Here is a 26,767-nt window from a genome sequence, read left to right as displayed (position 1 = left end):
TTATGTTACTCGGGTATTATGCCATATTGTCTTCAATTCAATAATGGAATTCAAATTGCTATATACTTATCGACTATAAAATTTAAATAACATTAAAAAATTATAATACGATGAGTTTAATTAAAAGAACAGACAGATTTCCTTTTTTATTAGATGATTTTTTAACTACTGATTGGTTAGGAGGAACCATAAATACAAAAGGTTTAGGATTCTCTACCCCGGCAGTTAATGTTAAAGAGACTGATAACGATTTTATTGTTGAGTTGGCTGCACCAGGTTTATCTAAAGAACATTTCAATATTGAATTAGATAATGAATTGCTAACCGTTTCTTCAGAAATCAAATCAGAAAATGAAACTAAGGATGAAGAAGAAAAATACACTCGAAAAGAGTTTGCTTATCACTCCTTTAAAAAATCATTTACCCTACCAGATAGTGCAGATGGAGAAAAAATAGAAGCATCTTATGAAAATGGTGTATTAGCACTAGCCATCCCGAAAAAGGAAGAAGCAAAAGTACAACCTAAAAGATTAATAGAGATTTCATAATTAAGTGGTGATTTTGATTGGTTGATTGATGATGAGAAAACGTCCTATAATATACTATAGGGCGTTTTTTATTGTAGTAATGCCATGCTAATAGTATTCGCGGTGGATTCATATGAAACGGATAGTAATAAAATTTTAAAGATTTCTTCATCAAAGGTAATGTTTAAAATTTTTAATATCAATATCCGTAATTTAGCCTAAACGGTTTGTGTCAAGCTGAATACTGAAACGAGTTCAGCACAGGCTTGTTTCAGCTTCTCATCTCAATGTACTGAAAATAAACTTCATGAGATCCTGAAATGAATTCAGGATGAGACTTCTCAGTTAAATTTTAGGTATAATAACGGACAATCGAATTTTTAATGTGAGCGCGTAGCGGTTATATACGTTCTCAATTTTTTTATTTCGTTTTAAAATCATTGTTATCTGATAAAAAAGTTGATAAGCTCTGAAAACCTATATTACCATTAAGAAGTTATGAGTTTAACCCGGTTTATGCATTAGAATTTCGTTATGAGGTTTGAAAATGCCATAAAACCAAGTATTTTCTAAGTTTTAGCATAGCACCGCTACGGTGAAACTTAAAAAATACAACGTAGTGCTTGGTTTTGCAGCAGTTTAAAGCCGTAATAGATTTTCTAATGCATAAAACGGGTTTATAGATAAGACGCCTTGCTTTTCTAAAATTTAGACAACTTATTTGAAACTGAATCGCCTTTACTTCAAAAACCATAATAGATAAGTATTTACAAATAATTCTATGTTCTATTTTCTAGCAGCGTAGCGGTCTATTTTCTTTAACCGGACAATACTGTTTTAAATAATTAAAAGTATTTAGACGTATACAATTAAACTCCGCATGTTTGGTAATTCAAAATTTTATTGTTATCATTGTGATATCAAAATAATATCATAATGAAGTACGAAAAAATAATAAAAGGATATAATGGTTATTTAGTTTTTGGTGTGCTAATAATGTTGCTTGGCGTCATGTTGTTTGGCTTATTGTGGTTTGGAAATTTTTACGTTCTTTCCGCAGTACCGCTTGCATTTTTTATTCTTAAAGGATTTTTTATCATCAATCCCAATAGTTCTAAGGTAATGGTGCTATTTGGAGCTTACAAAGGTACAGTTAAGGGTAATGGCTTTTTTTGGATAAATCCGCTATATGCAAAACAAAAAATTTCATTACGAGCTAGAAATTTTTATAGTGAACGTGTAAAAGTTAATGATAAAATTGGTAATCCGATTTTGATTAATGTAATTTTGGTTTGGAAAGTCGAAGATACCTATAAAGCAGCTTTTGATGTTGATCAATATGAAGAGTTTGTAAGAGTCCAAACCGATGCTGCTGTTCGAAAACTAGCAGGTTCGTATCCATACGATAATTTTGCAGATGGACATCATGAGATCACGCTGCTATCAGGTAGAAATGAGGTTAATGATGCTTTGGAGAACGAAATTACAGAACGATTAGCAATTGCCGGTATCAAAGTAATGGAAGCACGTATAGGCTATCTTGCCTATGCACCCGAGATTGCTAGTGCCATGCTGAAACGACAACAGGCTGAAGCGATAGTTGCAGCAAGAAAGAAGATCGTAGAAGGTGCTGTAGGTATGGTAGAAGATGCATTGGTGCAATTGTCTGACGATAACATTATCGAGTTTGACGACGATAAAAAAGCTTCGATGGTAAGCAATCTTATGGTTGTTTTATGCGGTGATAAAGAAGCAATGCCTGTGATTAACACAGGTACGTTACATTCTTAATATATGAGTAAAAAAAAATCATTTGTACTTAGAATCGATCCTGAAACATTTTCGATGATCGAAAAATGGGCTGATGATGAATTTAGAAGTGTTAACGGTCAACTTGAATGGATGATCCATAAAAGCTTGAAAGATGCCAAACGACTTAAAAAAGAAAAGCAAAAACCAAGCAAAGGTTCAGAGAATTGATAATGAACGTGAAGTTAAATTTTGCGTATAATATGCTCTAATTCAGATACCGAAATTGGTTTTGTAAGGTAACCCGATACTTTTTGAAATTCTTTTGCACGTTGAATATCCCGGGGGTTATGAGAAGAGGATAGGATATAAATGATACTTTTTCTCTCGAGAAGCGGAAATACTTTTTCGTAAGCTGCTAAAAATTGCCACCCATCCATAATAGGCATATTGAGATCGAGTAATATGATATCGGGGAGCTTACTTTTGTTATCATGATGTAATTTTAAATGGTTGATACCTTGCTCCCCATCAAAAAAGAATAAATTTTGGTCTTCATTATTTAAATACGTTTCACTAATCAACTTTTTTATAATAAAATGTTGTATCCTATCATCATCGATTAAACAAATGGTTAGTTTTTTTTCTTTCATGATATTTGTTTGATTGCTTCGAGGCTAATACCAGTTCTACTTTAAAATTACTCATTAAAAATTACACTTTTCCGTTTATACTTCAAAATAAAAAGCAACCATAGCTACGGCTATCATTGAGTTTTCATTTTTATCTAAACAAAAAATGACTGCTTTTTATTGGCACCGCCAAAAGGATATAATACCCTGAGGCTTGCCTCGAAATTGAAAAATTGTTTTCAACGAATGCCTTATGGGCGTGCCCCGGAGATTTTTGCTTGAGCAATTTTAAAGTAGAACTGGTATAACTCAAGCGTCCAAATCTTCTCATTTTTGTGCAATATACAAATGTACCTGAAATCTGAGTGAGGACTATATTTTAAAAACATATATATTCGCTTATTTCGGCTTAACTTTAAATAATATACAACGAACTGATTCAAATTTTTTTCAATTTGCTAAAAAATGTTGTTTTGCACTTATATTTTATAATTTTTAATTTCTGAAGCGCCGATATACCCGTAGAAAATACTTCATCTAAGCACAAAACCTTTCGCAATCGCACCATCTGGTACCTTCCTGTTTGTCGGTCCTGCCTACATAAAAAAGTTTAAACCAGTTTAACTTAATTCATATAGATTTATAGATGCTCGTATATGTGACCTACAGGTTTTACGAATTAAATTGCTTAAATATTCAGTTAGACTGTCAATTTAACGGTTGATATGTTCCAAATACGAGTTGATTTGAATTCTAGTCCTCAAAAAGCTTTAAAGTATTTTCAAGTTAAAAATACACGGATTCGAAAGTAAATATACCAGTTCAAGAAAAATGAGTTTCAATTTTTCTAATTAGGCTGCAAATTTGGAATCGTATTTAAATCTTTTTTTAAAATCTATCATATGAGACATTTAATAGTATTAGTGTGTTTACTTTATTTTTATAGTTCGTGTTCAAATGACGACGATAGCAGTGCGCAAGATAATAAAGAGCTTGTGATCCAAAACCTACAAGGAGAGTGGACTAGTGATCAAGTGGTTGAATTTAATATTCCCATACCAAATCCAAATTTTGAAGTGGTTTATCAAACGGAAGTATTTACTTTTAACGGTCAGTCTAATCAACTTGTTAATACTTCGTATGCTGATAGAGAATTAACTATTCCCTTGCTACGCTATGTATCTAATGGGCCGTTCGAAATTCTTAGAGAAAGTCTATTATTCGAAGATACTTGGGAAGCAGATTTTGCGAACACCTCGCAAAGCGTAGAACTTCTAACAGACGATGCTGCATTTATTGAATTGTTTGGTTTTCAGGATTGCGGTGTTACTACTCCAAACGTGATTTATCCTATTAATGAAGGATGTAGCATTTTTCCTTCCGTAGATGATTGTATAGAAAGGGATATCATACAGATAACCGATGGGAATTTAAGATTTGGCACAAGAACAGCTGATATATGCACACAACGAGTAACCACTCTTCAAACTGTCGTGTATACGCAAAATTAGTTGCTGGATTAATAATGTTGCAAGTTAGTAATGAATGGTGATTTGATCATAACCATGAGTTTTAGATTTGTTTAGGGTACGGTTTACTGGGTTTCCTTTTCTGGAGGAAGAGGAAATCCTGGTAAATTTAGAAGTAAACCAGTTTTCGTAACAATAAGGGCAATTTTTGATGAGCAATTTTAAAGTAGAACTGGTATTATACTCTTATGAAATTAAGCATAACAATATGTTGATACTCACCGATATGATCATATGGCGATTCACCCGCCTACCAGCTGCTAGGCAGGTAGGTCTGACCACAAAAAACAAAAATTATAACAAATGAAACCCTCATATAGGGATTAGGTATAGCGAGGTAATCGCCTCTACAAAAGAAAATGAATAAAAGATAGAGTAGTAAGCGTAAAGAAGTGTTAAAGAGATTTGGATAAAAAATTTAAAATCAATAAGTTAAACATAATCAATTTCCATGAAATTCTTAAAATTTGTTATCATTCCTTTCGTACAACGCTTTATGAACTTGCAAAGAAGTGATCAACTTCATAGCTTTAACATCCCATAAATAACATTACACCTTTTGTGCTTGTACTTTATCCTGTAACATTTTAATTTCATCACGTAATCGTGCTGCCGTTATAAAATCTAGTTCTTTTGCAGCTTTTTCCATTTCTTTTCGAACATTACGGATTCTGGTCTCTAACTGTTCTTTGGTATAGTACGCGGTTTCTTCTTCTGCAGCCTGTAATGAAGGAGCTGCTTCAAATTGATAAGGCTCTACTTTCTTACCAGCTAATGCACTATCTAGGGATTTCTTAATGGCTTTAGGTGTAATACCGTGTTTCGTATTATATGCTATCTGTTTTTCTCTTCGATATTCGGTAGCGTCAATGGTTTTTTGCATACTTTCAGTAATTTGATCGGCATACATGATTGCTTTTCCATTCACATGTCTGGCCGCTCTACCTACTGTTTGTACCAGAGACCGTTGATTTCTTAAAAAGCCTTCCTTATCGGCATCCAAAATGGCAACCAGAGACACTTCTGGCAAATCAAGCCCTTCACGAAGCAAGTTAACACCTATCAAAACATCAAAAATACCTTTTCTTAAATCCTGCATAATCTCTACCCGCTCTAATGTATCTACATCGCTATGAATATATCGACAGCGTACCTCAATTCTTGTTAGGTATTTGGCCAATTCTTCGGCCATTCTTTTCGTAAGTGTTGTTACCAGCACCCGTTCATCCAACTCAATACGCTTTTGTATTTCTTCGATAAGATCATCAATTTGATTCAGGCTGGGTCTCACTTCGATTTTTGGATCTAGTAATCCGGTAGGTCGAATGATTTGTTCAACATAGACCCCTTCACTTTTTTGTAATTCATAATCAGCTGGAGTCGCACTTATATAAATAACTTGATTTTGTAATGCTTCGAGTTCTTCAAACTTTAGAGGTCGGTTATCCATTGCAGCAGGAAGCCGAAACCCGTATTCTACCAAATTTTCTTTTCGAGAACGATCACCACCATACATGGCATGCGTTTGTGGTACGGTAACATGACTTTCATCGATGATCATCAAATAATCATCGGGGAAGTAATCTAATAAACAGAAGGGTCGTGTTCCCGGCTCTCTTCCGTCGAGATATCTCGAATAGTTCTCTATACCCGAGCAATATCCTAGTTCTTTAATCATTTCTAGATCAAAGTTCGTACGTTCTTCTAAACGCTTTGCTTCTAGTGGTTTTCCTATTTCTTTAAAATAATTTACCTGCTTACCTAGATCCAAAGCAATTTGATCGATAGCATTGTTAAGAACATCGGGAGAAGTAACAAACATATTAGCAGGATAGATATTGAGCCTGTCATACTTTTCGACCACCGCATTGGTTTGTACATCAAAAGCTTCAATTTCTTCAATTTCATCTCCAAAAAAATGTACTCTAAACGCATCATCTGCATAACTGGGAAATATATCTACTGTATCTCCTTTAATTCTGAAATTACCGTGTCTAAACTCCCCTTCAGTCCTGGAGTATAAACTTTGCACCAGCCTATGTAGTAGCGCAGTACGTGAAACAAATTGACCCGAGGCAATAGAAATTACATTTTTTTGAAATTCTACAGGGTTGCCGATACCATATAAACATGATACCGATGCAACTACCAAAACATCTCTTCTTCCACTTAGAAGGGAAGAAGTAGCACTTAGACGTAGTTTTTCAATTTCTTCATTGATAGACAAATCTTTTTCGATGTATGTTCCTGATGTAGGAATATATGCTTCTGGTTGGTAATAGTCATAGTACGATACAAAGTATTCTATAGCATTATTCGGAAAAAACTGCTTAAACTCAGAATACAATTGAGCTGCCAGGGTTTTATTATGAGCTAATACTAACGTAGGACGCTGCACACGCTCTACCACATTTGCGGCGGTAAACGTTTTTCCCGACCCCGTAACTCCCAAGAGTGTTTGGTATTTTTCGTTCGCTTTTATTCCTTCAGCCAATTGCTGAATAGCCTGAGGTTGATCCCCGGTGGGTTCGAATTCTGATTCGAGTACAAACTTCATATATGCTCTTTCTTTTTACGAATAAAGATACTGAATAGTGCTGAGAGAATGTAGTACATCGTTGTTGTTTTTTCCTATGTTGTTGTTAGTTAGTTAGTTAGTTAGTGAGTTAGTGAGTTAGTGAGTTAGTGAGTTAGTGAGTTAGTGAGTTAGTGAGTTAGTGAGTTAGTGAGGGCGTTCGCTTTGCTCTCTTTAAGTGTTGAGGACGTTCGCTTTGCTCTCTTTAAGTGTTGAGGACGTTCGCTTTGCTCACTGTGAGGGTGTTCGCTTCGCTCTTTTTGAGGCTATCGTGTGTATACAAATATGGATGTTTTTGTACAAAAATCATACTCATAAAAGATATGTACACATGGTAGTCTTTGAGGAGAGGATTAGCCTACTGGCTTGAAGGCAGGGGTGAGAGAAAAACTCCAAAACTCTAAAACTCCGAAACATTAAATATTTGAAATTCTGAGGTTTAAGGCATGATTTTTTTTGGTAGATATTATACTATTACAGGGGTATTAAAGTGTCATAGACTTGATGTTTTTGAGGTTGTGAGCCGTTAGGACTTTAAATTCGCTTCCTGTGAGGGGTGAGCAACTAAAGAAGTTTGGGGTTTGTTTATTTTTGGCTAAAACTAACAGGGTATTTTTTTAGAAACCTTACTTCACAAGTTAAGGATGTTTCAGTTCGATTTGTACCATTGATTTTAGAATTAGTCTTTTTTTAGTTCTCTTTCTTGTTAAGCTGACGAATGAATTATCTAACTTTTTAAGAAAGAGAAAGTTGCATCTTATAACCTTTTATATTTTAAATTTTTCATTTTCATCTCACTCCTTACTTCTCACAGAGAACGACGCGAACGTCCTCATCCCCCTCAAGGGCTAAAGATCTCTCTTTTTCAACAAGGCATAAGAAAAATAGATAAATATAAAAGTCCATGCCAGGACAATCAAAATCTCGTACCCATGTACAACATAATCCTTTTGAAATGATTCTCCCAGTTGGTTGGCGGCAGATTGAATAAAATTTAATCGGCTAAAGGGCTCTTCAATTAAATTATCCATTGCTTCTAATGGTAAAAATTGAACAATAGTATCTGCAGTGTTGGTTCCTTTAAATACCTTAAATTTTAAAATGGCATATATAATGTTTTCGACAATCCACCATATGAATAAAAAGCCTAATGCAAACGCAGATCGTTTTACCAATATGCCCAAAAACATACAAAAAGCGAAGAATCCTATAAGTTTAACGAAATAAGCGATTACATATTCTAAATCTGAAAAAATTATGGCAACTTCATTATAATCTGAAAAACTTATCCCCAAAATCAATGAAACTATAGCTAAAAATAGCGTAGAGATGAAGGAAAAAACGAGAACTGTCAAAAATTTAGATCCTATAAATTCCTTTTTACTTAGTCCGTCAATAAGATTTTGTTTTAAGGTGCGATGGCTGTATTCATTTGCCATCATAGATACAATTACAATAGCAAGAAATAGTTTTGCCCAGGATCCAATAAACGTATTGAAATGCCAGATATATGGGAAATTAAAAATTCCCTGATCTGCTATTCTAAATTTTACACCTGCAAAATTAAATTCTATAGAGGCAATAAGGGCAATAAAAGTAATCAATACAAAATATGTGATGGTAATTACTTTTGCAGCTTTGTTGTATCTTAATTTCTGAAATTCTATAGTAAGTAGTCGTAACATGTCTTTAGTTTTGCGTATTGGTTAACTGTAGAAATTGTTCTTCTAGGCTCTCTTTTCGCTTTACCAAATAGGTGAGCACAATACCATTTTGAAACAATTGCTTATTCAGGCTTTCTTCATCCAACTCTTTTGTTAAAAAAGCAGTGATTTTATCACCTTCTTCTTTTATATTTCCGAAGAAATCATTGGTAGTCAACCATTCTTTTAGTAGACTATTTTCATTACTCTTCAATTCAAAAAAACCATGGCTGGCATTCATTGCATCTACCGGTCCAGAATATAGTTTTACTCCTTTTCGTATAATAACTACATGACTACATACCTTTTCTACTTCATCCAGCAAATGAGAGGCCAACAAAATGGTAGTACCTTTTGCAGCAATTTTTTTGATGATCTCACGAATTTGATGTATTCCTTGTGGATCGAGTCCGTTAGTGGGTTCATCAAGTATTAATATCTCAGGATCATTTAGAAGGGCTGATGCGATAGCCAGTCGTTGCTTCATTCCCAAAGAAAAAGTTCTGAATTTACTATTTTTTCGATCCAATAACCCTACGACTTCGAGCTTCTCATTGATCTTGTTTGCAGAAACTCCTTTGATTTGACATACCAGCTTTAGGTTTTGTGCTGCAGTCATATAGGGATAAAAGTTAGGCCGCTCGATAATGGCTCCAACTTTTTTCAGAGCTTCGTGGGTAGATGTACGACCATCAAACCAGGTAAAATCTCCAGAAGTTTTATTGACTACATTAAGCACTATCCCTAATGTAGTTGATTTACCACTACCATTAGGGCCTAGTATACCATATACATTTCCTTTTTTTATAGTAAAGGAAAGGTCATTAACAGCTGTAATGGGGCCAAATTTCTTAGTGAGATTTGTAAGTGTTAGAATAGTTTCCAATTGAATTTATTTTGGCGGTTATATAAAACAAGACGATACGTAATCGTTTTTGTTACAAAATGTTTTATGAGTAGCAAAGTGTTATAGTTTCAGAGAAACAAATATATCCTGGTAATTCTACGCTAAAAAAATAGTTACAGTGACTTGATTTTTGTACTAAAATTAATCTGTAGGATTCAATTAAGTTGAACAAAATTAGAAATCGATAATCAAAAGTGAAATAAAAATATCTCGAACTTTGCTTCTTAGGGACTTTGTACCTTTGAGACTTTACGAATTTATTTAAAATCTTGTAACTTGCTTCTTGTAGAGAGCATTTATTATGGAAGAAAAACTAATGTCGAAAAAAAAGCCAACGTATCCAATAAATGATCACCTTGATGCGTATTTGAAAGAATGTAATCGAAAGATTAAAATTCCCGTATTCTATGATGATTTATTACGGTTTTCTGGTTCTATTGTAGTGTATGATGTAAACGATGAAGATACGCTTTGGGTGCGAGTGTATTATGAAGAACATGAGAGGCTAGAGATCGAATCAAGTCTTAAAAAAGTATATACAATTTTGCACTCTGACGGGAACGAGGATGCTATCGAATTTTTGAATATTGATGCCATTGATTATTGTACTTTTGGTAATTCTAAACCCTTCAGAATTAAGGTTAGAAATATCCTTAATGACAACTACACCTATATTTATGTAAAAAAGGCAGATGCCTCTAGAATCTACGGATTAGAATTAGAGCATATGTTCTCGCCTAACAGAATTAATTTTTTGGTTTATAAAAACACGCTAATAGAAGAACATATTGCCGGCATTCCCGGAGACGTATTTATTAAAGATTTTTTACCAGACTTGAGTGATCAAGCCCAAGCACAAATCGCCAAGGAGTTTGTAAAATTTAATGAACGTTGCCAGATGCGATTACTGGGTGATATGCGGTCTTATAATTATGTAATTATACCTATACATGATTTTGATCATGTAGAATACAAGATCAGAGCCATTGACTTTGACCAGCAGTGTTATGAAGGGAAATTAAAAGTGTATCAGCCACAATTTTTTAAAGAGAATTTTAAGATGGTTGATATTGTGATGGGTAAATTACAACCCAATTCTATCGAACAATATAAAAAGGAAGAGCGTTCTATTTTGGCAAAACGCATTTTAGCCTCTAGATCACGCTATGAAACTCTGGTTACCTGTATGTGTAAAGATAAAATATCGACACAGGATCATTTAATAGAATTAAGAGAACATTTATATAATTTTACGCTAGATCTAAAATTTCGTCGCAGCACCTCTATGGGAGAAATTTTAAAAACCGCTCTCGATTTTGTACGTCGAAATTATGAGAATGTGAATATGAAAAATTTGTTGGATCGGTGATTGGAGTTGGGGCTTGGAAGACGGAAGACAGAAGTCAGGAGTCATCTTCTGTCTTCTGACTCCTGACTTCTGTCTTGATACTTCCTGCCTACTTAATTTTCATCTCTAATTCGTTATTTTTTTGTTTAAGAAACTCAACCTCCTTCTGAAGTTGTTCTGTTTTTTTATTTTGCTCTATCATGTAGAGGGTTAGTTCTTCGATTTTTTCGAGAAGTTTCACGTTCATTTCTCCTAGTTGAATTCCATCTTTTTGTACTTGTTTTGCAGATGGGATGTTTGGTAAATGTCCTTTTTCTGCAATATGATTTTCTACTTCTTTTAATGAAGCTAGTTTGTATTCTTCTTCAAAAACATAATCTGGCCATCCTGATAAATCTATTTTTACTTCTTTAGCATGAATTTTACCATTTACCGCAAGCTTAGCATCTGGAGTTGTGGTACCTATTCCGACATTGCCGTTATCCGAAATTCTCATTTTTTCAGATAATGTGTTATAACCATTCCATGTATTAAAAACAATATTAGAATAGTCAGAAGGACCACTTCCGCTTTTTCTAGTTTTTACTCCGATTGATGCAGCATGTATTCCAGAAGTTGCATAGGTGTTATAAAATTTCAATTCTCCAACATATTGATCAGCGGTGTTTATTGAGCCAGAAACTGAAAGATTACCATTAATACTCAATTTGTCTCTAGGAGTAGAAGTTCCTATACCAACGTTACCATTATCCGAAATTCTCATTTTTTCAGATAATGTGTTGTAGCCATTCCAGGTATTAAAAACGATGTTAGAATAGTCCCAAGGACCGCTTCCGCTTTTTCTAGTTTTCACTCCGATTGATGCAGCATGTATTCCGGAAGTTGCATGAGTATTATAAAATTTCAATTCTCCAATATATTGATCTGTGGTATTTTTTGAATCAGAAATAGATAGGTCACCATGGATACTTAATTTTTCATTTGGATTAGTTGTTCCTATACCAACATTACCGGAAGAAGGAAAAGTGTTAGTGTTCTGACCCATTGAGAGAGTGCTAATAAATACGGCGGCAATAGAGAAAAAGAGCTTGATTTTCATTTTTGATAGTTTATAGTTTTTGCAAGAATACAAAAACAGAGTTTCATTTTTTGAAACTCAGAATTATATTTTTAAAGATTTTTTGAATAATACAGAAAGGGGACTTTATTATAAAATCCCTAAACCTAATAAAATCGAAAAAATAATCAACAAAACCCCCACTACTATTTGAATAGTATGAATTGTGATTTTTTTCAAGAATTTGTTTCCAATATAAGCACCTATAAACGCCATAGCGCTGGCAGTTATGAGTAAGGAATAGTTTAGTCGATCACCTAGTTGCCATATATCCTTAGCATAAACTGATATACGGGAAACATCAATAAAACAGGCAATTACTACACCTGTTGCGATAAAAGCTTCTTTACTCAGTCTAGCACGAATCAAAAATGCGGTACGCAAAGCTCCTTGGTGTCCAGATAGCCCTCCGAAAAAACCACTTAATGCTCCACCTACTGGTAAATATTTAGTATCGATTTCTAATCTTTTTAACTTCGGAATGAGGTCAAACAAAGAAAAGAAAATAAGCAAGGATGCAATACAAATTTTTACAATGGTTACTTGATAGGACCGGTTCCCAATTTGATACGAAAACAAAGTTTCAGCTTCGGTAAGAGTTCCTAGTATATGTGCTCCAAAAAAAGCAAAAATGATAGCTGGGATACCAAAACGTAATATCGTTTTAATATTTGCTTTTTTTCCGATAAGACTTAGCTTAAAAAGATTGTTTAGTAAATGAACAATTGCGGTTAACGCAATAGCAATATCTATCGGAAAGAATAATGCAAAGACTGGCATAAGTAGTGTACCTAATCCAAATCCTGAGAAAAAAGTTAATCCAGATCCGAGAAGGGCTACTATGCCGACAAGCACAAAATCCATGGCTAATTATGTTTTTTGCTCTTTGTTGAAATACACCAAATAATAGTACATCTGTTTTTCTTCATCCCAGCCTTTTTCTACAAATTTTTCGGCAGATTCCGGATTAATGAAATCCATTTTGATTTGCACATTAGTGTCCAGGTTAATTACATTTTTTATCTTTTTACGAGCTGCAGTAACCGCATTATTGGCGATAGGAAAAGAGGTAAGATCCTCGATTTGATATTTTGGAGCTTTTTCTGTTTTATAATGCTTAAACTCTGGAATAAGGTCAGGGTTATCGATGACCTCATTTAAGAATGCACTTTCTTCGAACTCATCATTCTTGGCAAAATGATTTACCGCACGATTCATAAACATGACTTCTTCTTTTTTATCTTCGGCAGGTAAAACAACGTCTTTTGCAAAATCCTGGCAAAATTTCATATACTTTTTGGTGTAGAAATTTTCATCGGCAAAAGCCTCAACGCCCAAAAAATGTTCTAACCAGTATTTGGTATCGTATCGGTTCGAATCTACCGATAAAATTTTGTACCCTTCTTCTTTTTTATGATTGAAGATAAGACAGCCTTTATCCAATTTATTTAGATTCACACCTTGCTGTATTAATAACTCAATGTTTGATTCTTTTTCAGCAAACTGAAGGAAATCGTGCTTTAATTCTGACTTGAAAATTCCCAAAGCACTCACTTTTTCGTTATCGATACTTACATTTTCTAGATAGGTTACATACACTTCGCCACTTTTAATATGGGGATGTTGTGATTGTTCATACAGTAAGGATGCGATTCTTTTAGATTTTTCATGAACGGATGACGGATCTTCAAAAACCTCGGTTACGATTTTATAAAGCGGATTAAACTCAACATCTACTTCATTGGCAAACTGATAGTAATTCTCTTCTTTCTCTCGGAATGGTTTGAAGAAATACTCTTTGAGGATCGCCGTAAGTTCATCATTAATTGCATAGGGTGATTCTGATAGAAATATGCTTTCACCTTTATTTTTGTTTCCTATTTTGTGAACCGATAACGATTCAATTTGAGTGCTGTATAAGTTGATCATTTTTTATAGGTGTCTAAGGTTTAAAATTGTAGGGTTACAGAGTTGCTGAGTTGCTGAGTTACAGAGTTACTGAGTTGCTGATTTACAGAGTTGCTGAGTTACAGAGTTACTGAGTTGCTAGGTTGCTGAGTTACTGAGTTACTGAGTTACAAAGCTGCAAAGTTGCAAAGTTGCAAAGTTCCAAAGTTACAAAGTTACAGGGTTAGGTCATAAATTTCTTCTTTTGGAAAATCTTTAGTTTCAGTATACATTTTTGTTACAAGCATCATAGCTTTTTGCCAAATTTTTACATTTCGAAATGTATTCACGACTACTTTGCAACTTTTTATCTATGAAACTTTGTAACTCTATTTTGTTTAATTCCAATGCTCATCAAACCCAAGGTCATCGTATTCATCTAAATCCATAAAACCTTCATTACCTTCTTCTAAATTTAAAGAGTCATCTGCAACAAACTCTTTTTCTGGGGGGGTATCAGGTATTTGACCATGGATAAACATAACATTTGGATACTCTCTACCGCTTTCATATGCTGTGATTTCTGCTAATTCGACCAAAAAGGTCCACATATTAAGAAAATCGTAGATATAAATAAGTTTAGGCGAGGCCTCATGAACTACATCATTTATTGAAGTTTCATTCATCAATCTTACCGGTTGATTACCATCGCTCATATCAAAAAGAGAAATTTCTTCACCTTGATTCCATTGCTCATCACTGATGTAGAACGAAGCCATTTCTGTACCATCAAACCCAAATGACTGGGTAATTACATTATGCAATTGCTCTAGGGTTGAATCCTGTTCAATTTCAATATCTCTAAATACATCCTCTTCAATATCCAGAATAATTCTAAAACGGTAAATCATGCTTGATTATTTTAATGGGCAAAGATACGAACAAGATTGACACGATTTTCAAATTTAAACAGGTAGTTTATTTGGTAGAGGCTTTGTTTTAAAAACTTCTAAAAGGATAAAAAATTGTATCCCGAATAATAGAGATGCGAGTACCAGGTGCAAAGGCTGAGATAAAAAAGGAAAATCAAAATAATACATTAAAATTCCGGTTAGCGCCTCTAAACCAATACAAAGTAAAACCCAATTCAATTTTGTAAGTCCCAGTTGTAATCTTCTATTTCGCAAAAACAACCATAAGTTGATTAAAACGATAATAACTGAAAACGATCTATGTATATAAAATGTTAGCGTAGGCGGGTTTAACCATTCAGATTTGGCTGATGCTCCCAAATATTTAATTTGCTCATCTACATATTGTCTTACCTGCGTACCTAAAGCCACTTGGATTAATGTTAATAGTACCGAGAATAGGAGTACTGCTTTGAAGGTATTAGGAAATTTTGTGGTCGTTAATTTTTCTTTAGTTTGAAACAGGATATATAACAAAATAGCCAAAATAACAAAGGCCATCACCATATGAATGGTAATTCGAAACGGTAAAAGGTTTGAATCTACTACGACTTTGCCCAGCCAAGCCTGAAAAGCCATGGCAATAACGGTTAAAGTAGCGAAAATTGGAATTCGTTTATTTATTTTCCAATAGTACAGGGATATTATAAACATAAGTAAGATAGGAATACAAGAGAGTACGGTAACCAGTCGATTTATGTATTCTATCCAGGTATGCCACACATTAAATACAGCATAATCGTGTTTGGTATAATCTTCCCAATTGTTTGCAGTAAATGTGGTGCCCGAAGTAAATTTTTTTGAAGCAATTTTAAGTGCTTCATCAACAATAACGATAACTCCTTTTTCGTACTCAAAATTAGGTTGCCATACGATCTGAGATGCTGAAGTAGGAGGGATGTAGTATCCAAAGCATTTGGGCCAATCAGGACATCCCATACCCGATCCCGTCATACGCACTACGGCTCCTGCAATGATAATTAAATAAATGAGTATAATCGAAGTAATAACTAGGGGTCTAAAGTAGTGTTTCATAGTTTTTGTTTAGGAGTTCCAAAGTTTTAAGGTTTCAGAGTTTCAGAGTTTCAAAGTTTCAGAGTTCCAAAGTTTCAGAGTTTCAGAGTTTCAGAGTTTCAGAGTTTCAGAGTTTCAGAGTTTCAGAGTTTCAGAGTTTCAGAGTTCAAATTTTTACCTAAAATTTACTATGAATCTTTTACTTTTCTAATGAAGCTTGAAAGCATTCGTTCTAATTCGCGAGTATCCTCGTAAATAGCGTCGAACGTTCTATTATTAATAAACTCTAAGTTTTTCGCGATTTCTAATTGAGTCTGTAATTCAAATAGAGAACTTATTGCGATGTTTAAAAACCTCAAGTAATCCTTTTTTCCTGTCCTACCATAGCCTTCAGCTATATTGCTGGGTATTGAAATAGAGGCTCTTCGTATTTGAGAAGTTAATCCGTAAGCTTCTTCTTTCGGAAATTGTTTTGTACTATCGTAAATATTGGTAACCAAATGAATAGACTTCTGCCATATTTTTAGTTTTCTGAATGTACTCAAGTTTATATTTTTAAAATTGTTAAATTCACTTCGGAACTTTAAAACTCTGAAACTTCAAAACTCTGTAGCTCTATTGCTCACTATTCACTACTAACCCTAAATCTTTCCCTTTTTGAATCATAAACTCGAACGCTGCTTCATGCTCATTTGGGATTTCACCTTCCAGAATTGCTTCTTTTATTGCTTCTTTGATGATACCTATTTCTCTTGACGGTTTTAGTTGAAACGTTTTCATAATTTCTTCACCAGTAACCGGTGGTTGAAAGTTACGAATCTGATCACGTTCTTCAACTTCAATCATTTTATGCCGTACATTTTTGAAATTGTTATGATATCTTTTGAATTTTTTTTGATTTTTTGTAGTGATGTCTGCCTCGCAGAGTGTCATTAATTCTTCAATAAAATCGCCTGCATCAAAAACCAATCTACGAACTGCGGCATCTGTGACATCGCTGGCAATAGCTATCGGACGAGAGCTCATCAAAACCATTTTTTGAACAAACTTCATTTTCTCATTAAGCGGCATTCTTAGGCGTTTGAATAATTTATAAACCATTTTGGACCCTACGAACTCATGACCATGAAACGTCCAACCCACTTTTTTATTAAATTTTTTAGTAGGCGCCTTACCAATATCATGAAGTAAAGCCGCCCATCGTAGCCAAAGGTCATCGGTATTTTTGGCAATATTATCAACAACTTCTAGGGTGTGATAGAAATTATCTTTATGTCGTTGTCCTTCAATTTCATCTATTCCTTTTAGTGCGACAAGTTCGGGTAGGATAAAATGCAAAAGCCCGGTTTTTTCCAATAATTTAAAGCCGATAGAGGGTTGATCACTCAATAGAATCTTATGCAATTCGTCTACAATACGCTCTTTGGTAATTATAGTGATACGTTCTTTATTTCGGGATATAGCGTCGAACGACTCATTTTCTATTTTGAATCCAAGTTGTGTTGCAAATCTGATAGCTCTCATCATGCGCAATGGATCGTCTGAATATGTAATATCTGGATCTAGCGGGGTTCGAACAATTTTTGAATGCAAATCATCAATACCGTTAAATGGATCTAATAATCTTCCAAAATTTTTCGGGGATATCCCCAGAGCCATTGCATTTATGGTAAAATCCCTTCGATTTTGATCATCCTGAAGAGTTCCGTTTTCTACCACAGGATTCCGGCTATCTGCGGTGTACGATTCTTTGCGCGCTCCAACAAATTCTATCGCTATATCACCTGTTTTTAGCATCGCCGTTCCATATGTTTTAAAAACCTGAACTTTGGGAGATTTTGGTAAGAGTTGAGATACTTGTTTAGCCAATAGTATACCGCTACCCACTGTAACAATATCAATATCTTTGGCTGTTCCCCTTCGCAACAAGAAATCACGAACAAAACCGCCAATAACATAACTTTCTAGGTCAAGTTGAGCAGTTGCTTTTGAAATCGTATCAAAAATTGGATGGTGTAGGGCTTCTTTATAAATTTTAGCTTCCGACATGAATCTCTTTACTCGATAATCGAGATTTTACAGTTCCGAGGTTTGCCCTCCGAATTGCGAATTAATGTTTTCAATGTAGTGCTTCACGAGTCTTACCAGAGATCGCTTATTTCCTTATAATTTTGACCGTGCTGTCGTTTCCGATTTTAATGATCGAAGAAGGTTTAGCACCTTTTTTTTGTAACGGCAAATTTACGACATAGTCAACGCCTTCCAAAATCGTAGCAGAAATTTCTTCGAAGTTTTTTGGTGTAGGCATACCGCTTATGTTAGCAGAGGTAGACACTATGGGTCGTTTAAATTTTTTGATTAGTTTTCCGCAAAAGAGATCTCTTGCAACCCGAATGGCCAAAGTATTATCTTGTGCAATTAGATTTTCTGCAACTCTAAGAGGCCTATCATAAATTATAGTAGTGGGTTTTGAAGCATATTTTAGTACATCATATGCAACCTCCGGAACTTCTTCAACATACTGTTGCAACATTTTAAAATCGTTTACCAGGCAAATCATGGATTTACTTTCCTCTCTTTCTTTTAAAGCAAATATCTTGTCTATGGCTTCAGCATTAGTAGCGTCACACCCGACGCCCCACACGGTATCGGTTGGATAGAGAATAATTCCTCCTTTTTTTAATATAGCAATTGTTTTTTCAATTTCTGTACTTTGATCAGTCATGGTTTACTATGGTTTTATAAACTTTTAATGTTTGTTCGGCCATTTTTTGGGTGGTAAATGTTTGTAAAAGTTTAGAATAGCTTTTTTCGGTGAATGAGGTTGATAATTCTTCGTTTTGCGATAGGGTGAATATGTGTTTTACCAAAGTTTCAGAATCATATGCGGGTGCTAGCAAACCATTTACTTCATGTTCAATAGCTTCAGGAATACCTCCTACACTTGTACTGATAACGGGAGTTTTATGATACATCGATTCATAGATAAATTGTGGAATTCCTTCACTTTGAGAAGTGATAAGGCTAATATCAAACTGCGGAATAAAATTTGAAGCATTTGCCGTGTAGCCCATAAAAATGATGTGATCATCAAGATGTAACGCTTTTACTTTTTCTAACAGGGCATCCGTTCTTTCAGAAAAGGTTCCTATTTGGATAAACATAAAATTTAAATTTTTATGAGTGTTTACTATACTATTCACCACATCGATAAAGGTTTCTAAATGCTTGGCTTTTATATGATTACCAATATTACCAATAATAGTTTTATGCTTAGGGATTTCATAGCGTTCTCGTAACAGAAAATCGGTAGCCGTGCTTTTGGTTTTTAGATTGGTACCATGATAGATGGTTAGTAGCTTATCTTGATCTATAATAGCTTTCTCGGCTATTTTTTGAGTTTCTTTAGAAACACACAGTATTTTTTTGATCTTAGAGTAATTATATTTAAATAAAGTCTTTTTTCTTTGTTTTATAGGGAACGATGTTTTTTTGCTAAATACAAAGGGGGGTAGGTCGTAAATTTTGTCGGCCAGTATGGCTGCAAATAAAGCACTGGGCTCGTGTATATGAATAAGATCTACACCTTCTCTTTTACAAAAAGCACCTATTTTTAAAAAGTACCTTGGATCAATCTTAATTTTTAATGGCGCTGTAATATAAGAAAGCGTTGTTTTTTCTAACCTTTTATGAAAAGGTGTATCACGAGCACATAAAATTGTATTTTTAATTTCGGGATGAGATTCGCCTAATTCAAAGCATAGATTTTCTATATGATTTTCGCCACCGCCCCAATTGGTGACTGCAGATAGATGTAGAATGTGCATAGTAAGATTTTGCAATAGTTAGACGTTATTTTAAGCTGTATTTGATATTCATGTATGGTCATTTAGAAGAATTTACTTTAACAAACATGTGTTACAAAAGTAAATCTTGTACATGGATAATTCAAATAAGATGATTTAAACCAGCTCTATCATTTTGATTAAACAATACTATTGTTGGATGTCTTTAACTATTTAGTATTTGTTCATAAATATCTAAGTATTTTTTCAAATACAGTTGATGAGAGAAGTGTTTATTATAAATTTTTTCTATTTCCTCAGGAGTAATCGTAATGGCTCTATGGTAGTTCTCTACCCATTGACTAACTTCAAAATTTTCCTGAATTAAAAATGGAAAATATTCTTTTATAATTTTTACAGCCTCACCTACGTTAGAGCTTAAAAATGGAATACCCTGAGCAATATATTCAATCAAAGCAAGGGGATCACCTTCTGAGGTTGAAGTTAGCAAAGCTAATTCATACTTTTTCAATTCAGCTTGTACATCGGTGCACCCTGTAATAAAATGAACCTTTTCTTCGAAACCAATTTCTTCAAGATAAGACATTAATTCTTTATAGTAATTTTTTTGACTGGTTAAAGCAGGACAGTAAATTGTTAGTTCTTTGTCTAAAGCTTTTGTAATATCAATAGCAAATTTGTGGTTTTTAACCCGTTTAAGGCTGCCTACTAGAACCAATCCTTGCTTTTTATGTTTGCCTTCACTATTAGGATCATGCGGTACTACAAAATTATTGACTAAAAAAACCCTGCTAGGATCTATTTTTACCTTTTGAACAGCCCACTGCGTTAAAAGTTTAGAACAGCCTATGTAAAATTGAGGTTTTAATATAAATCTGAAAAATTTGGGAACTTTTTGATTGACCATTATTTTTCCATAATGGTCATGTAAAATAATTGGTTTTTTCCCTCCAAAAAACAGAAAAGCTTTTCTTACAAACCTATAGTTTGCCCGCATATGGGTGTGAATAATATCATCACGCTTTACATGCTTTACAAATTGCTTGTACGCTTTAAATTTACTGTTACCTTTATTAAGGCAGATGACTTCTACACCGTCATCTACCAAGTCAAATAGTGGTCCGTCATCGCTAAGAACTATTAATTTTACTGAAACCTGGTTTCTATTCAGAACGTTCACTAGATTTACACATACTCGTTCTGCACCTCCTAAATGCAATTGATCTATAACCTGAACTACCTTCATTGTATTATTTTTGGTCATCTCTTAGCATAAAATATGAAGTAAATGTATCAAACTATTTAAAAATTATCAGTACAATTTGTAATTAACTTTATTTTATTAAATCAGTTCAATAATTTGTTTCTAGAAAGAAGTTTGATCTGCAATACCATTTAATTCTAATATATTTGCAATAGTATAATGCAATAGAAAATAGTCCTAGGTCAATACAACGTTTTATGCCAAACAAATTTATACTTAATCCTTCATACGCATCTTTGAGAAAAGACTTGCTTGATGCTATTGATCATTTCGATACTTATGAAGATATTTTAGGAGCAGCAGAACGTAATGTTATAAAAATTGTAAAAAGCGATAACAAAAAGTTGGCTATTAAATCATTTAAGGTTCCTAATGTAATTAATCAAATAGTGTATCGGTTTTTTAGAGCTTCAAAAGCAGAAAGATCGTACACTTATGCCCTTAAACTTTTGGACTTAGGAATTAATACACCATTTCCTGTAGCTTATCAAATATGCCAATCGACCATTTTGTTTAAAAAGAGCTATTATATTAGTGAATTGGTGCAATATGATTTAACGTATAGAGAGTTAACTACAGATTTCGAGATACCTGATCACGAAGAAATACTGAGAGCTTTTACAAGATTTACTTATCGATTACACGAAAATGGCGTGCATTTTTTAGATCATTCCCCAGGTAATACCTTGATCAAAAGAACCAATAGCGGATATGACTTTTATTTGGTTGACTTAAACAGGATGCAGTTTGGAAGAATGAATTTTGAAACCAGGATACGTAATTTTGCCAAGCTAACGATCCATAAATCTATGATTAAAATTATGAGTAATGAGTACGCGCGATGCACAGGGGAGGATGAGGCAATCATATTCGATCTAATGTGGTCATCTACCAAAGCGTTTCAGCACAAGTTTTATCGTAAAATTAGAATTAAAAAAAGCATCTTTTTTTGGAAGAAGAAGTACAAAACTATTTCTTCTGATGCTCCGATCTAGTTAACTCCCTCAATTTAATATATTTCAAAAAAGTAAGATTTGCGGTTTGAACACAAATAATAAAACCGTTAAGCCCGTCTAGAAAACCTAATCGTAAAAAATAGGCCTTAAAAAATGCCCAGCTTGGATTGAAAAGAATTTTCCAAAGCGAAGCTTTTTTTCCTAATTGGTAATATGAGTGTGCCGATATGGTAGAGAATTTTTCTATCTGTTTGTTATATGCACTGTATGTAGGGTAATTCCAATGTAGAATATCTCCTTTCAATTTACCACAATTTTTTGGGGAATGTAGTTTGTAAGAATCGTGAGGATTAATTCCTTTCCACGTGCCCTTTCCTTTTATAAAAGCTCTTAATTTTTTATCAGGATACCAATCAGAGTGATTGATCCATTGACCACAAAAATTATTATAGCGATTCATATAATACCCATCATGTACCCAATTTGATTTCAATTTTTTAAGAGATTCTTGAAGCTCAGGAGATAAGGCTTCATCCCCGTCAAGAGAAATAATATAATCATATGAAGCCTGTGTAATCGCAAAATTTTTCTGCTCTTTATATCCCAGGAATTGCTGTTGGATAAATTTGACCTTGTATCTTTTACAAACTTCTTCTGTACGGTCTGTAGAAAAAGAATCGACTACGACTATTTCATCTACGACAGCGGCCAGAGAAGCAAGGCATGTTTCGATTTTTCTTTCTTCATTATATGTAATAACAACTCCAGAGAGCTTCACCATATGCTGTATATTATTTAGCGAAAATTAGTGTATAGATTACTTTGGGATATATAATTCAAAACGTACTCTTATGCAGAGACAAATCTCTAAAAATATAAATCTTGATTATCGAGTAAAAATAGTTAATTTGGGATGAGTTCGATACTAATTTCGGTGTTTATTTCGTATTCAATCTACTAAAAGACGTATTTTAAATTATTCAAAATTGAAAGATTAGTGTACAAGAATTTATAAGTTTTTATGAAGAAATTCTTTTAATTGATAAATGAATAGCTCGGGCTCAAAGTTTGGATAAAGTTCTACTGAGGTGTTTTTTAATTCTTTAACGCTTTTGTTAGCAAAAAGGGAAGGTATATAATCTGCGAGATGTACAGATAAGTGTTTTTCATTATCTTCAAACATATTCCAATGATTTTTAATAATCCAGGGGGAGAAAATGGTGAATGTTGAAACATCTAAGGCTTTAGCAATATTGACAGCACCACCTTCATTACCCACCAAAACATTGCAATGAGACAAGATTGCAATAAAGCCACGAAGACTTTTTGCAAAAACATCAAAGTGAATATGCTGTTGTGTTTTATAATTGGTCAAGTTATACACGGTACGAGCATCTTTTTCCTGATTTGGAATGTAATTGAATAGTATGTTAGCCCCCGATGTATTCACAATTTCATCAATTACTTTTGCCATGTATTCTAGAGGTAATGTTTTACTTTCTTCGCTACCAATCACGCTAATCATGACTAGAGGTTTTTTTAAATCAATATCATTGGATTCTAGAAATTCTTTGGCCTTTTCCTTTTCTTCTTCAGTAAGATAAATTTTAGGTTTTACAATTTCTGAAGTAATTCTATTTTCAGGAAAAACAAGTCGAAGTCTATTTTCTATAGCAGTACTAGCATTGGTAATGGGTTGTGAAACTCTATGTATTGTTTTTGTGTATATAAATTGAGTATACCACTTATAAAAAGATATTTTTTCAGGAGCTCCTGAAAATAAAGCGATAAGATTACTTTCTAATTTACCATAGGCATCGATAACACGATCATATTTTGTTTTACGGATAGTTAACAAAAAACGATAAAATTCAATTTTACTATCTCTATATACAGGTTTGAATTCTACAATGTTGTCGAAAAATTTATTTTCTGCAACTACTGGTCGAGTACTTGAGTTGACCAAATAATCGATTCTGGCGTCGGGATATTCTTTACGCAAAACTTCACAAATGATGGTACTGGTAAGTACATCACCCATCATTTTTTGCTGAATAACTAGAATTTTCATCGACTATCAATTAAAAAGATGAGCCTGTCCTTATGGTGGACAAGCTCAGATCATTGTACCACTTAAATTTTAAACAGCTACATCGTATTCACGAAGTGCATCGTTCAATGATGTTTTCTTATCGGTACTTTCTTTTCGTCTACCAATAATCAATGCACAAGGAACATTATACGTTCCGGCGGTAAATTGTTTACTATAGCTACCAGGAATTACAACAGATCCCGAAGGTACGACCCCTTTCTTTTCTACAGGAGTGTCTCCGGTAACGTCAATTATTTTAGTTGATGCGGTAAGCACTACGTTGGCTCCAAGAACCGCTTCTTTTTCTACTTTTACACCTTCAACGACAATACATCGAGATCCTATAAAAGCATTATCTTCAATAATCACTGGCGCAGCTTGTAAAGGTTCTAAAACCCCGCCAATACCTACACCACCACTGAGATGAACATTTTTACCGATTTGTGCACAACTACCAACAGTAGCCCAGGTATCTACCATCGTTCCTTCATCTACATAAGCACCAATATTTACGTAGCTTGGCATTAAAATAGTACCTTGAGAGATGAAAGCCCCATGTCTGGCAACCGCATTAGGTACCACTCGTATTCCTTTGGCTTCGTATCCTCGTTTTAACGGAATTTTATCGTGATACTCGAATATACCTGCTTCTAAAGTTTTCATCTTTTGAATAGGAAAATACAGCACTACCGCTTTTTTAATCCATTCATTTACTTGCCAACCCGATCCAGTTGGTTCTGCTACTCTTAATGTTCCCGAATCTAATAAATCTAAAACTTCCCGAATCGCTTTTTGGGTATCTGATTCTTTTAAGAGAGCTCTGTTATCCCAGGCTTTCTCTATAATTTCCTGTAGTTGGTTCATGCATTTAAAAATTTTGGTAAATATAATAGCTTCATCTGAAAAAAGTAGGGATTAACCATATTTTAGGAAACCATTAATAAATCGAGTGGTTATTTGGTAGATTATCCTATTTTTGCAAAAAAAGAATGGCGCGAATTTTGGCAATAGATTATGGGCAAAAGCGGTGTGGTATCGCTGTTACAGATGAATCTAAGATCATTGCTTCTGGATTAACTACTGTTGATACTAAAAACATGATATCGTGGTTAATAGAATATACATCAAAAGAAGATGTCGAACTTTTTGTAATAGGAGAACCCAAAAGATTACACGGTGAAGCTTCAGAAAGTGAACAGTATATTATTCCTTTTTTAAAAAAGTTACATCACGAATTTCCCAAAATTCCTGTGAAAAGGATAGATGAACGTTTTACATCAAAAATTGCGTTTGATACCATGATTACTAGCGGAATTTCTAAAAAGAAACGAAGAGATAAAGCGTTGGTTGATCAAATAAGTGCTACGATTATATTGCAAGACTATCTTTATAATCTGTAGCAAATTAAGTTAAATAAAAATAAATATTATTCATTACATATGATACTTCCTATTGTAGCCTACGGAGACCCTGTATTAAAGAAAAAAGCGAAGGAAATAGATACAGCATATCCCCAACTTAACGAATTGCTCGCGAATATGTTTGAAACCATGTATGCGGCGCATGGTGTAGGGCTGGCAGCACCTCAAATAGGGTTGCCCATTCGTTTATTTTTGGTGGATACTGCCCCCTTTGCCGAAGATGAAGAATTGTCTGAAGATGATAGAGAGCAATTGAAAAATTTTAAACAGGTATTTATCAATGCTACGATAATCGAGGAAACCGGAAACGAATGGTCATTTACCGAAGGATGTCTTAGTATACCCGATATTCGAGAAGATGTTTTTCGAAATGAGACTGTAAAGATTACGTATTTTGATGAAAATTTTGTAAAACATACCGAAGTTTATGAGGGCCTGATTGCAAGAGTAATTCAGCATGAATATGATCATATAGAAGGGATCTTATTTACCGATAAACTATCTAGTCTCAAAAAACGTTTAATTAAAGGGAAATTAACCAATATTACCAAAGGAAAAGTAAATGCAGATTATCGAATGCGTTTTCCGTCAGTTAAAAAAAGAAGATAAAAGAGAGGTTTTACAAGAAATATTATATTGACAAATGTTTGATTTTTTAAAACGAACTGCAGATATTTGCCGACTTTGAAAAGATAGGATATGAACTTAGACAAAATATTAGCAATTTCAGGAAAACCAGGTCTGTATGAGTTAAAAACTCAAACACGCAGTGGTTTTTTAGCAGAGTCACTGTTAGACGGAAAAAAAATATCAGTAAGTATACGACATAATGTAAGTGTTCTTAGTGAGATTGCTATTTACACATTTACTGAAGAGGTACCACTAAGAGAAATTTTTAATAAAATTCAGGAAAAAGAAAATGGTGGCCAGGCTATTAGTCATAAAGAGTCTAAAGATAAACTCGAGGCTTATTTTAGCGAAGTATTACCCGATTATGATGAAGATCGAGTGTATGCTAGTGATATGAAAAAAGTCATCCAATGGTATAATATTCTTCAGGAAAAAGGAATAACAGATTTTACTGAGCCCAAAGAAAAAGAAAATTCAGAAGAAGAATAAAAATATATCCTATTCAAAAGCAACATCCTGTTCAATCTACAGGATTTCGTTTTTATATTGAAATGGTATTTGATTATCAGTCGTTTAGATTGTTGAGTGTTTATGGATAAGTTCTAGAAATATTGCTTAGTTTTCGAAGTTACGTTTCCT

At 33.9% G+C, this 26,767-nt stretch carries 27 protein-coding genes; 9 read left to right on the top strand and 18 right to left on the bottom strand.

All coding sequences use genetic code 11. The features are described 5' to 3' along the window. The first annotated feature begins 110 nt into the window (after positions 1-110). From J8281_RS00275 to J8281_RS00265, 3 genes are all read left to right on the top strand, one after another. Positions 111-548, top strand: a complete 438-nt coding sequence (locus tag J8281_RS00275; RefSeq protein WP_210195586.1) for an Hsp20/alpha crystallin family protein — start codon at positions 111-113, stop codon at positions 546-548. Between the two features lie 915 nt (positions 549-1,463). Continuing rightward, positions 1,464-2,318 carry an SPFH domain-containing protein gene (locus tag J8281_RS00270; protein ID WP_210195585.1) on the top strand — a complete coding sequence of 285 codons (855 nt, stop codon included), beginning with the start codon at positions 1,464-1,466 and terminating at the stop codon, positions 2,316-2,318. A 3-nt stretch (positions 2,319-2,321) separates the two neighbouring features. Next, positions 2,322-2,507, top strand: a complete 186-nt coding sequence (locus tag J8281_RS00265; protein WP_210195584.1) for an Arc family DNA binding domain-containing protein — start codon at positions 2,322-2,324, stop codon at positions 2,505-2,507. Positions 2,508-2,521: 14 nt separating this feature from the next. Here the strand turns inward: J8281_RS00265 and J8281_RS00260 are convergent, their stop codons facing one another. After that, a complete protein-coding gene (locus tag J8281_RS00260) occupies positions 2,522-2,929 on the bottom strand; it encodes a response regulator (protein WP_210195583.1) in 408 nt (135 codons plus the stop codon). An 881-nt stretch (positions 2,930-3,810) separates the two neighbouring features. Here J8281_RS00260 and J8281_RS00255 point away from each other — a divergent pair. Continuing rightward, a complete protein-coding gene (locus tag J8281_RS00255) occupies positions 3,811-4,419 on the top strand; it encodes a hypothetical protein (protein WP_210195582.1) in 609 nt (202 codons plus the stop codon). Between the two features lie 568 nt (positions 4,420-4,987). On the opposite strand, the gene uvrB is transcribed toward J8281_RS00255, so the two are convergent. The 3 genes from uvrB to J8281_RS00240 all read right to left on the bottom strand — a co-directional run bounded on the left by uvrB (position 4,988) and on the right by J8281_RS00240 (position 9,601). Further along, entirely contained in the window at positions 4,988-6,994 is a 2,007-nt protein-coding gene (gene uvrB, locus J8281_RS00250) for an excinuclease ABC subunit UvrB (RefSeq protein ID WP_210195581.1), read from the bottom strand. Positions 6,995-7,860: 866 nt separating this feature from the next. Beyond that, positions 7,861-8,697, bottom strand: a complete 837-nt coding sequence (locus J8281_RS00245) for an ABC transporter permease (RefSeq protein ID WP_210195580.1) — start codon at positions 8,695-8,697, stop codon at positions 7,861-7,863. 4 nt (positions 8,698-8,701) lie between these two features. Continuing rightward, complete coding sequence (locus tag J8281_RS00240) at positions 8,702-9,601, bottom strand: ABC transporter ATP-binding protein (protein ID WP_210195579.1); 900 nt, start codon at positions 9,599-9,601, stop codon at positions 8,702-8,704. 322 nt (positions 9,602-9,923) lie between these two features. Between J8281_RS00240 and J8281_RS00235 the strand changes: the two genes are divergently transcribed. Then, positions 9,924-10,991, top strand: a complete 1,068-nt coding sequence (locus J8281_RS00235; protein WP_210195578.1) for a hypothetical protein — start codon at positions 9,924-9,926, stop codon at positions 10,989-10,991. An 88-nt stretch (positions 10,992-11,079) separates the two neighbouring features. On the opposite strand, the gene J8281_RS00230 is transcribed toward J8281_RS00235, so the two are convergent. The 11 genes from J8281_RS00230 to J8281_RS00180 form a co-directional block, all read right to left on the bottom strand. Further along, positions 11,080-12,069, bottom strand: coding sequence for a tail fiber protein (locus tag J8281_RS00230; RefSeq protein WP_210195577.1), 990 nt, complete (start codon positions 12,067-12,069; stop codon positions 11,080-11,082). Between the two features lie 108 nt (positions 12,070-12,177). Then, complete coding sequence (locus tag J8281_RS00225) at positions 12,178-12,951, bottom strand: sulfite exporter TauE/SafE family protein (protein ID WP_210195576.1); 774 nt, start codon at positions 12,949-12,951, stop codon at positions 12,178-12,180. A gap of 6 nt (positions 12,952-12,957) precedes the next feature. Continuing rightward, complete coding sequence (locus J8281_RS00220; protein WP_210195575.1) at positions 12,958-14,016, bottom strand: nucleoid-associated protein; 1,059 nt, start codon at positions 14,014-14,016, stop codon at positions 12,958-12,960. Positions 14,017-14,210: 194 nt separating this feature from the next. After that, entirely contained in the window at positions 14,211-14,324 is a 114-nt protein-coding gene (locus J8281_RS19785) for a four helix bundle protein (RefSeq protein WP_210195574.1), read from the bottom strand. Positions 14,325-14,372: 48 nt separating this feature from the next. Continuing rightward, a complete protein-coding gene (locus J8281_RS00210) occupies positions 14,373-14,885 on the bottom strand; it encodes a hypothetical protein (protein WP_210195573.1) in 513 nt (170 codons plus the stop codon). A gap of 54 nt (positions 14,886-14,939) precedes the next feature. Continuing rightward, a complete protein-coding gene (locus J8281_RS00205; RefSeq protein ID WP_210195572.1) occupies positions 14,940-15,980 on the bottom strand; it encodes a heme A synthase in 1,041 nt (346 codons plus the stop codon). 167 nt (positions 15,981-16,147) lie between these two features. Continuing rightward, entirely contained in the window at positions 16,148-16,504 is a 357-nt protein-coding gene (locus J8281_RS00200) for a four helix bundle protein (protein WP_210195571.1), read from the bottom strand. Positions 16,505-16,574: 70 nt separating this feature from the next. Beyond that, on the bottom strand, positions 16,575-18,008 hold the full coding sequence (locus J8281_RS00195; protein WP_210195570.1) for a CCA tRNA nucleotidyltransferase: 1,434 nt from the start codon (positions 18,006-18,008) through the stop codon (positions 16,575-16,577). 106 nt (positions 18,009-18,114) lie between these two features. Next, positions 18,115-18,684, bottom strand: a complete 570-nt coding sequence (locus J8281_RS00190; protein ID WP_210195569.1) for an L-threonylcarbamoyladenylate synthase — start codon at positions 18,682-18,684, stop codon at positions 18,115-18,117. After that, positions 18,677-19,786, bottom strand: a complete 1,110-nt coding sequence (locus J8281_RS00185; RefSeq protein ID WP_210195568.1) for a glycosyltransferase family 4 protein — start codon at positions 19,784-19,786, stop codon at positions 18,677-18,679. The genes J8281_RS00190 and J8281_RS00185 overlap by 8 nt, the downstream gene beginning before the upstream one ends. A 184-nt stretch (positions 19,787-19,970) precedes the next feature. Continuing rightward, positions 19,971-21,011, bottom strand: coding sequence for a glycosyltransferase (locus J8281_RS00180; RefSeq protein WP_210195567.1), 1,041 nt, complete (start codon positions 21,009-21,011; stop codon positions 19,971-19,973). Positions 21,012-21,226: 215 nt separating this feature from the next. On the opposite strand from J8281_RS00180, the gene J8281_RS00175 reads away from it, so the two are divergent. Then, entirely contained in the window at positions 21,227-22,024 is a 798-nt protein-coding gene (locus J8281_RS00175; protein WP_210195566.1) for a Kdo domain containing protein, read from the top strand. Here J8281_RS00175 and J8281_RS00170 read toward each other — a convergent pair. From J8281_RS00170 to J8281_RS00160, 3 genes are all read right to left on the bottom strand, one after another. After that, entirely contained in the window at positions 21,999-22,766 is a 768-nt protein-coding gene (locus J8281_RS00170; protein ID WP_210195565.1) for a glycosyltransferase family 2 protein, read from the bottom strand. The two genes, J8281_RS00175 and J8281_RS00170, sit on opposite strands and share 26 nt — an antisense overlap. Before the next feature lie 228 nt (positions 22,767-22,994). After that, positions 22,995-24,056, bottom strand: coding sequence for a glycosyltransferase family 9 protein (locus J8281_RS00165; protein WP_210195564.1), 1,062 nt, complete (start codon positions 24,054-24,056; stop codon positions 22,995-22,997). A gap of 69 nt (positions 24,057-24,125) precedes the next feature. Continuing rightward, positions 24,126-24,941 carry a 2,3,4,5-tetrahydropyridine-2,6-dicarboxylate N-succinyltransferase gene (locus J8281_RS00160; protein WP_210195563.1) on the bottom strand — a complete coding sequence of 272 codons (816 nt, stop codon included), beginning with the start codon at positions 24,939-24,941 and terminating at the stop codon, positions 24,126-24,128. A 125-nt stretch (positions 24,942-25,066) separates the two neighbouring features. Here J8281_RS00160 and ruvX point away from each other — a divergent pair, with 125 nt between their 5' ends. The 3 genes from ruvX to J8281_RS00145 all read left to right on the top strand — a co-directional run bounded on the left by ruvX (position 25,067) and on the right by J8281_RS00145 (position 26,617). Next, positions 25,067-25,477: a Holliday junction resolvase RuvX gene (ruvX, locus tag J8281_RS00155; RefSeq protein WP_210195562.1), complete on the top strand. Its 411-nt coding sequence runs from the start codon at positions 25,067-25,069 to the stop codon at positions 25,475-25,477. A gap of 39 nt (positions 25,478-25,516) precedes the next feature. Next, positions 25,517-26,107 (top strand): peptide deformylase, encoded by a 591-nt coding sequence (def, locus tag J8281_RS00150; protein WP_210195561.1) that lies wholly within the window; start codon positions 25,517-25,519, stop codon positions 26,105-26,107. Positions 26,108-26,197: 90 nt separating this feature from the next. Continuing rightward, positions 26,198-26,617: a DUF5606 domain-containing protein gene (locus J8281_RS00145; protein ID WP_210195560.1), complete on the top strand. Its 420-nt coding sequence runs from the start codon at positions 26,198-26,200 to the stop codon at positions 26,615-26,617. The last annotated feature ends 150 nt before the right edge of the window (positions 26,618-26,767 follow it).

Source organism: Aquimarina sp. U1-2, assembly GCF_017897595.1.
GTDB lineage: Bacteria > Bacteroidota > Bacteroidia > Flavobacteriales > Flavobacteriaceae > Aquimarina.
The sequence above is the reverse complement of the archived record's forward strand: the minus strand, read 5'-3'. Positions and strand labels throughout refer to the sequence as shown.

Excerpts from the sequence above, each read along its gene's own strand:
- J8281_RS00275 (WP_210195586.1), top strand. The coding sequence starts at position 111 with ATGAGTTTAATTAAAAGAACAGACAGATTTCCTTTTTTATTAGATGAT.
- J8281_RS00270 (WP_210195585.1), top strand. The coding sequence starts at position 1,464 with ATGAAGTACGAAAAAATAATAAAAGGATATAATGGTTATTTAGTTTTT.
- J8281_RS00265 (WP_210195584.1), top strand. The coding sequence starts at position 2,322 with ATGAGTAAAAAAAAATCATTTGTACTTAGAATCGATCCTGAAACATTT.
- J8281_RS00260 (WP_210195583.1), bottom strand. The coding sequence starts at position 2,929 with ATGAAAGAAAAAAAACTAACCATTTGTTTAATCGATGATGATAGGATA.
- J8281_RS00255 (WP_210195582.1), top strand. The coding sequence starts at position 3,811 with ATGAGACATTTAATAGTATTAGTGTGTTTACTTTATTTTTATAGTTCG.
- uvrB (WP_210195581.1), bottom strand. The coding sequence starts at position 6,994 with ATGAAGTTTGTACTCGAATCAGAATTCGAACCCACCGGGGATCAACCT.
- J8281_RS00245 (WP_210195580.1), bottom strand. The coding sequence starts at position 8,697 with ATGTTACGACTACTTACTATAGAATTTCAGAAATTAAGATACAACAAA.
- J8281_RS00235 (WP_210195578.1), top strand. The coding sequence starts at position 9,924 with ATGGAAGAAAAACTAATGTCGAAAAAAAAGCCAACGTATCCAATAAAT.
- J8281_RS00230 (WP_210195577.1), bottom strand. The coding sequence starts at position 12,069 with ATGAAAATCAAGCTCTTTTTCTCTATTGCCGCCGTATTTATTAGCACT.
- J8281_RS00225 (WP_210195576.1), bottom strand. The coding sequence starts at position 12,951 with ATGGATTTTGTGCTTGTCGGCATAGTAGCCCTTCTCGGATCTGGATTA.
- J8281_RS00220 (WP_210195575.1), bottom strand. The coding sequence starts at position 14,016 with ATGATCAACTTATACAGCACTCAAATTGAATCGTTATCGGTTCACAAA.
- J8281_RS00210 (WP_210195573.1), bottom strand. The coding sequence starts at position 14,885 with ATGATTTACCGTTTTAGAATTATTCTGGATATTGAAGAGGATGTATTT.
- J8281_RS00205 (WP_210195572.1), bottom strand. The coding sequence starts at position 15,980 with ATGAAACACTACTTTAGACCCCTAGTTATTACTTCGATTATACTCATT.
- J8281_RS00195 (WP_210195570.1), bottom strand. The coding sequence starts at position 18,008 with ATGTCGGAAGCTAAAATTTATAAAGAAGCCCTACACCATCCAATTTTT.
- J8281_RS00190 (WP_210195569.1), bottom strand. The coding sequence starts at position 18,684 with ATGACTGATCAAAGTACAGAAATTGAAAAAACAATTGCTATATTAAAA.
- J8281_RS00185 (WP_210195568.1), bottom strand. The coding sequence starts at position 19,786 with ATGCACATTCTACATCTATCTGCAGTCACCAATTGGGGCGGTGGCGAA.
- J8281_RS00180 (WP_210195567.1), bottom strand. The coding sequence starts at position 21,011 with ATGAAGGTAGTTCAGGTTATAGATCAATTGCATTTAGGAGGTGCAGAA.
- J8281_RS00175 (WP_210195566.1), top strand. The coding sequence starts at position 21,227 with ATGCCAAACAAATTTATACTTAATCCTTCATACGCATCTTTGAGAAAA.
- J8281_RS00170 (WP_210195565.1), bottom strand. The coding sequence starts at position 22,766 with ATGGTGAAGCTCTCTGGAGTTGTTATTACATATAATGAAGAAAGAAAA.
- J8281_RS00165 (WP_210195564.1), bottom strand. The coding sequence starts at position 24,056 with ATGAAAATTCTAGTTATTCAGCAAAAAATGATGGGTGATGTACTTACC.
- J8281_RS00160 (WP_210195563.1), bottom strand. The coding sequence starts at position 24,941 with ATGAACCAACTACAGGAAATTATAGAGAAAGCCTGGGATAACAGAGCT.
- ruvX (WP_210195562.1), top strand. The coding sequence starts at position 25,067 with ATGGCGCGAATTTTGGCAATAGATTATGGGCAAAAGCGGTGTGGTATC.
- def (WP_210195561.1), top strand. The coding sequence starts at position 25,517 with ATGATACTTCCTATTGTAGCCTACGGAGACCCTGTATTAAAGAAAAAA.
- J8281_RS00145 (WP_210195560.1), top strand. The coding sequence starts at position 26,198 with ATGAACTTAGACAAAATATTAGCAATTTCAGGAAAACCAGGTCTGTAT.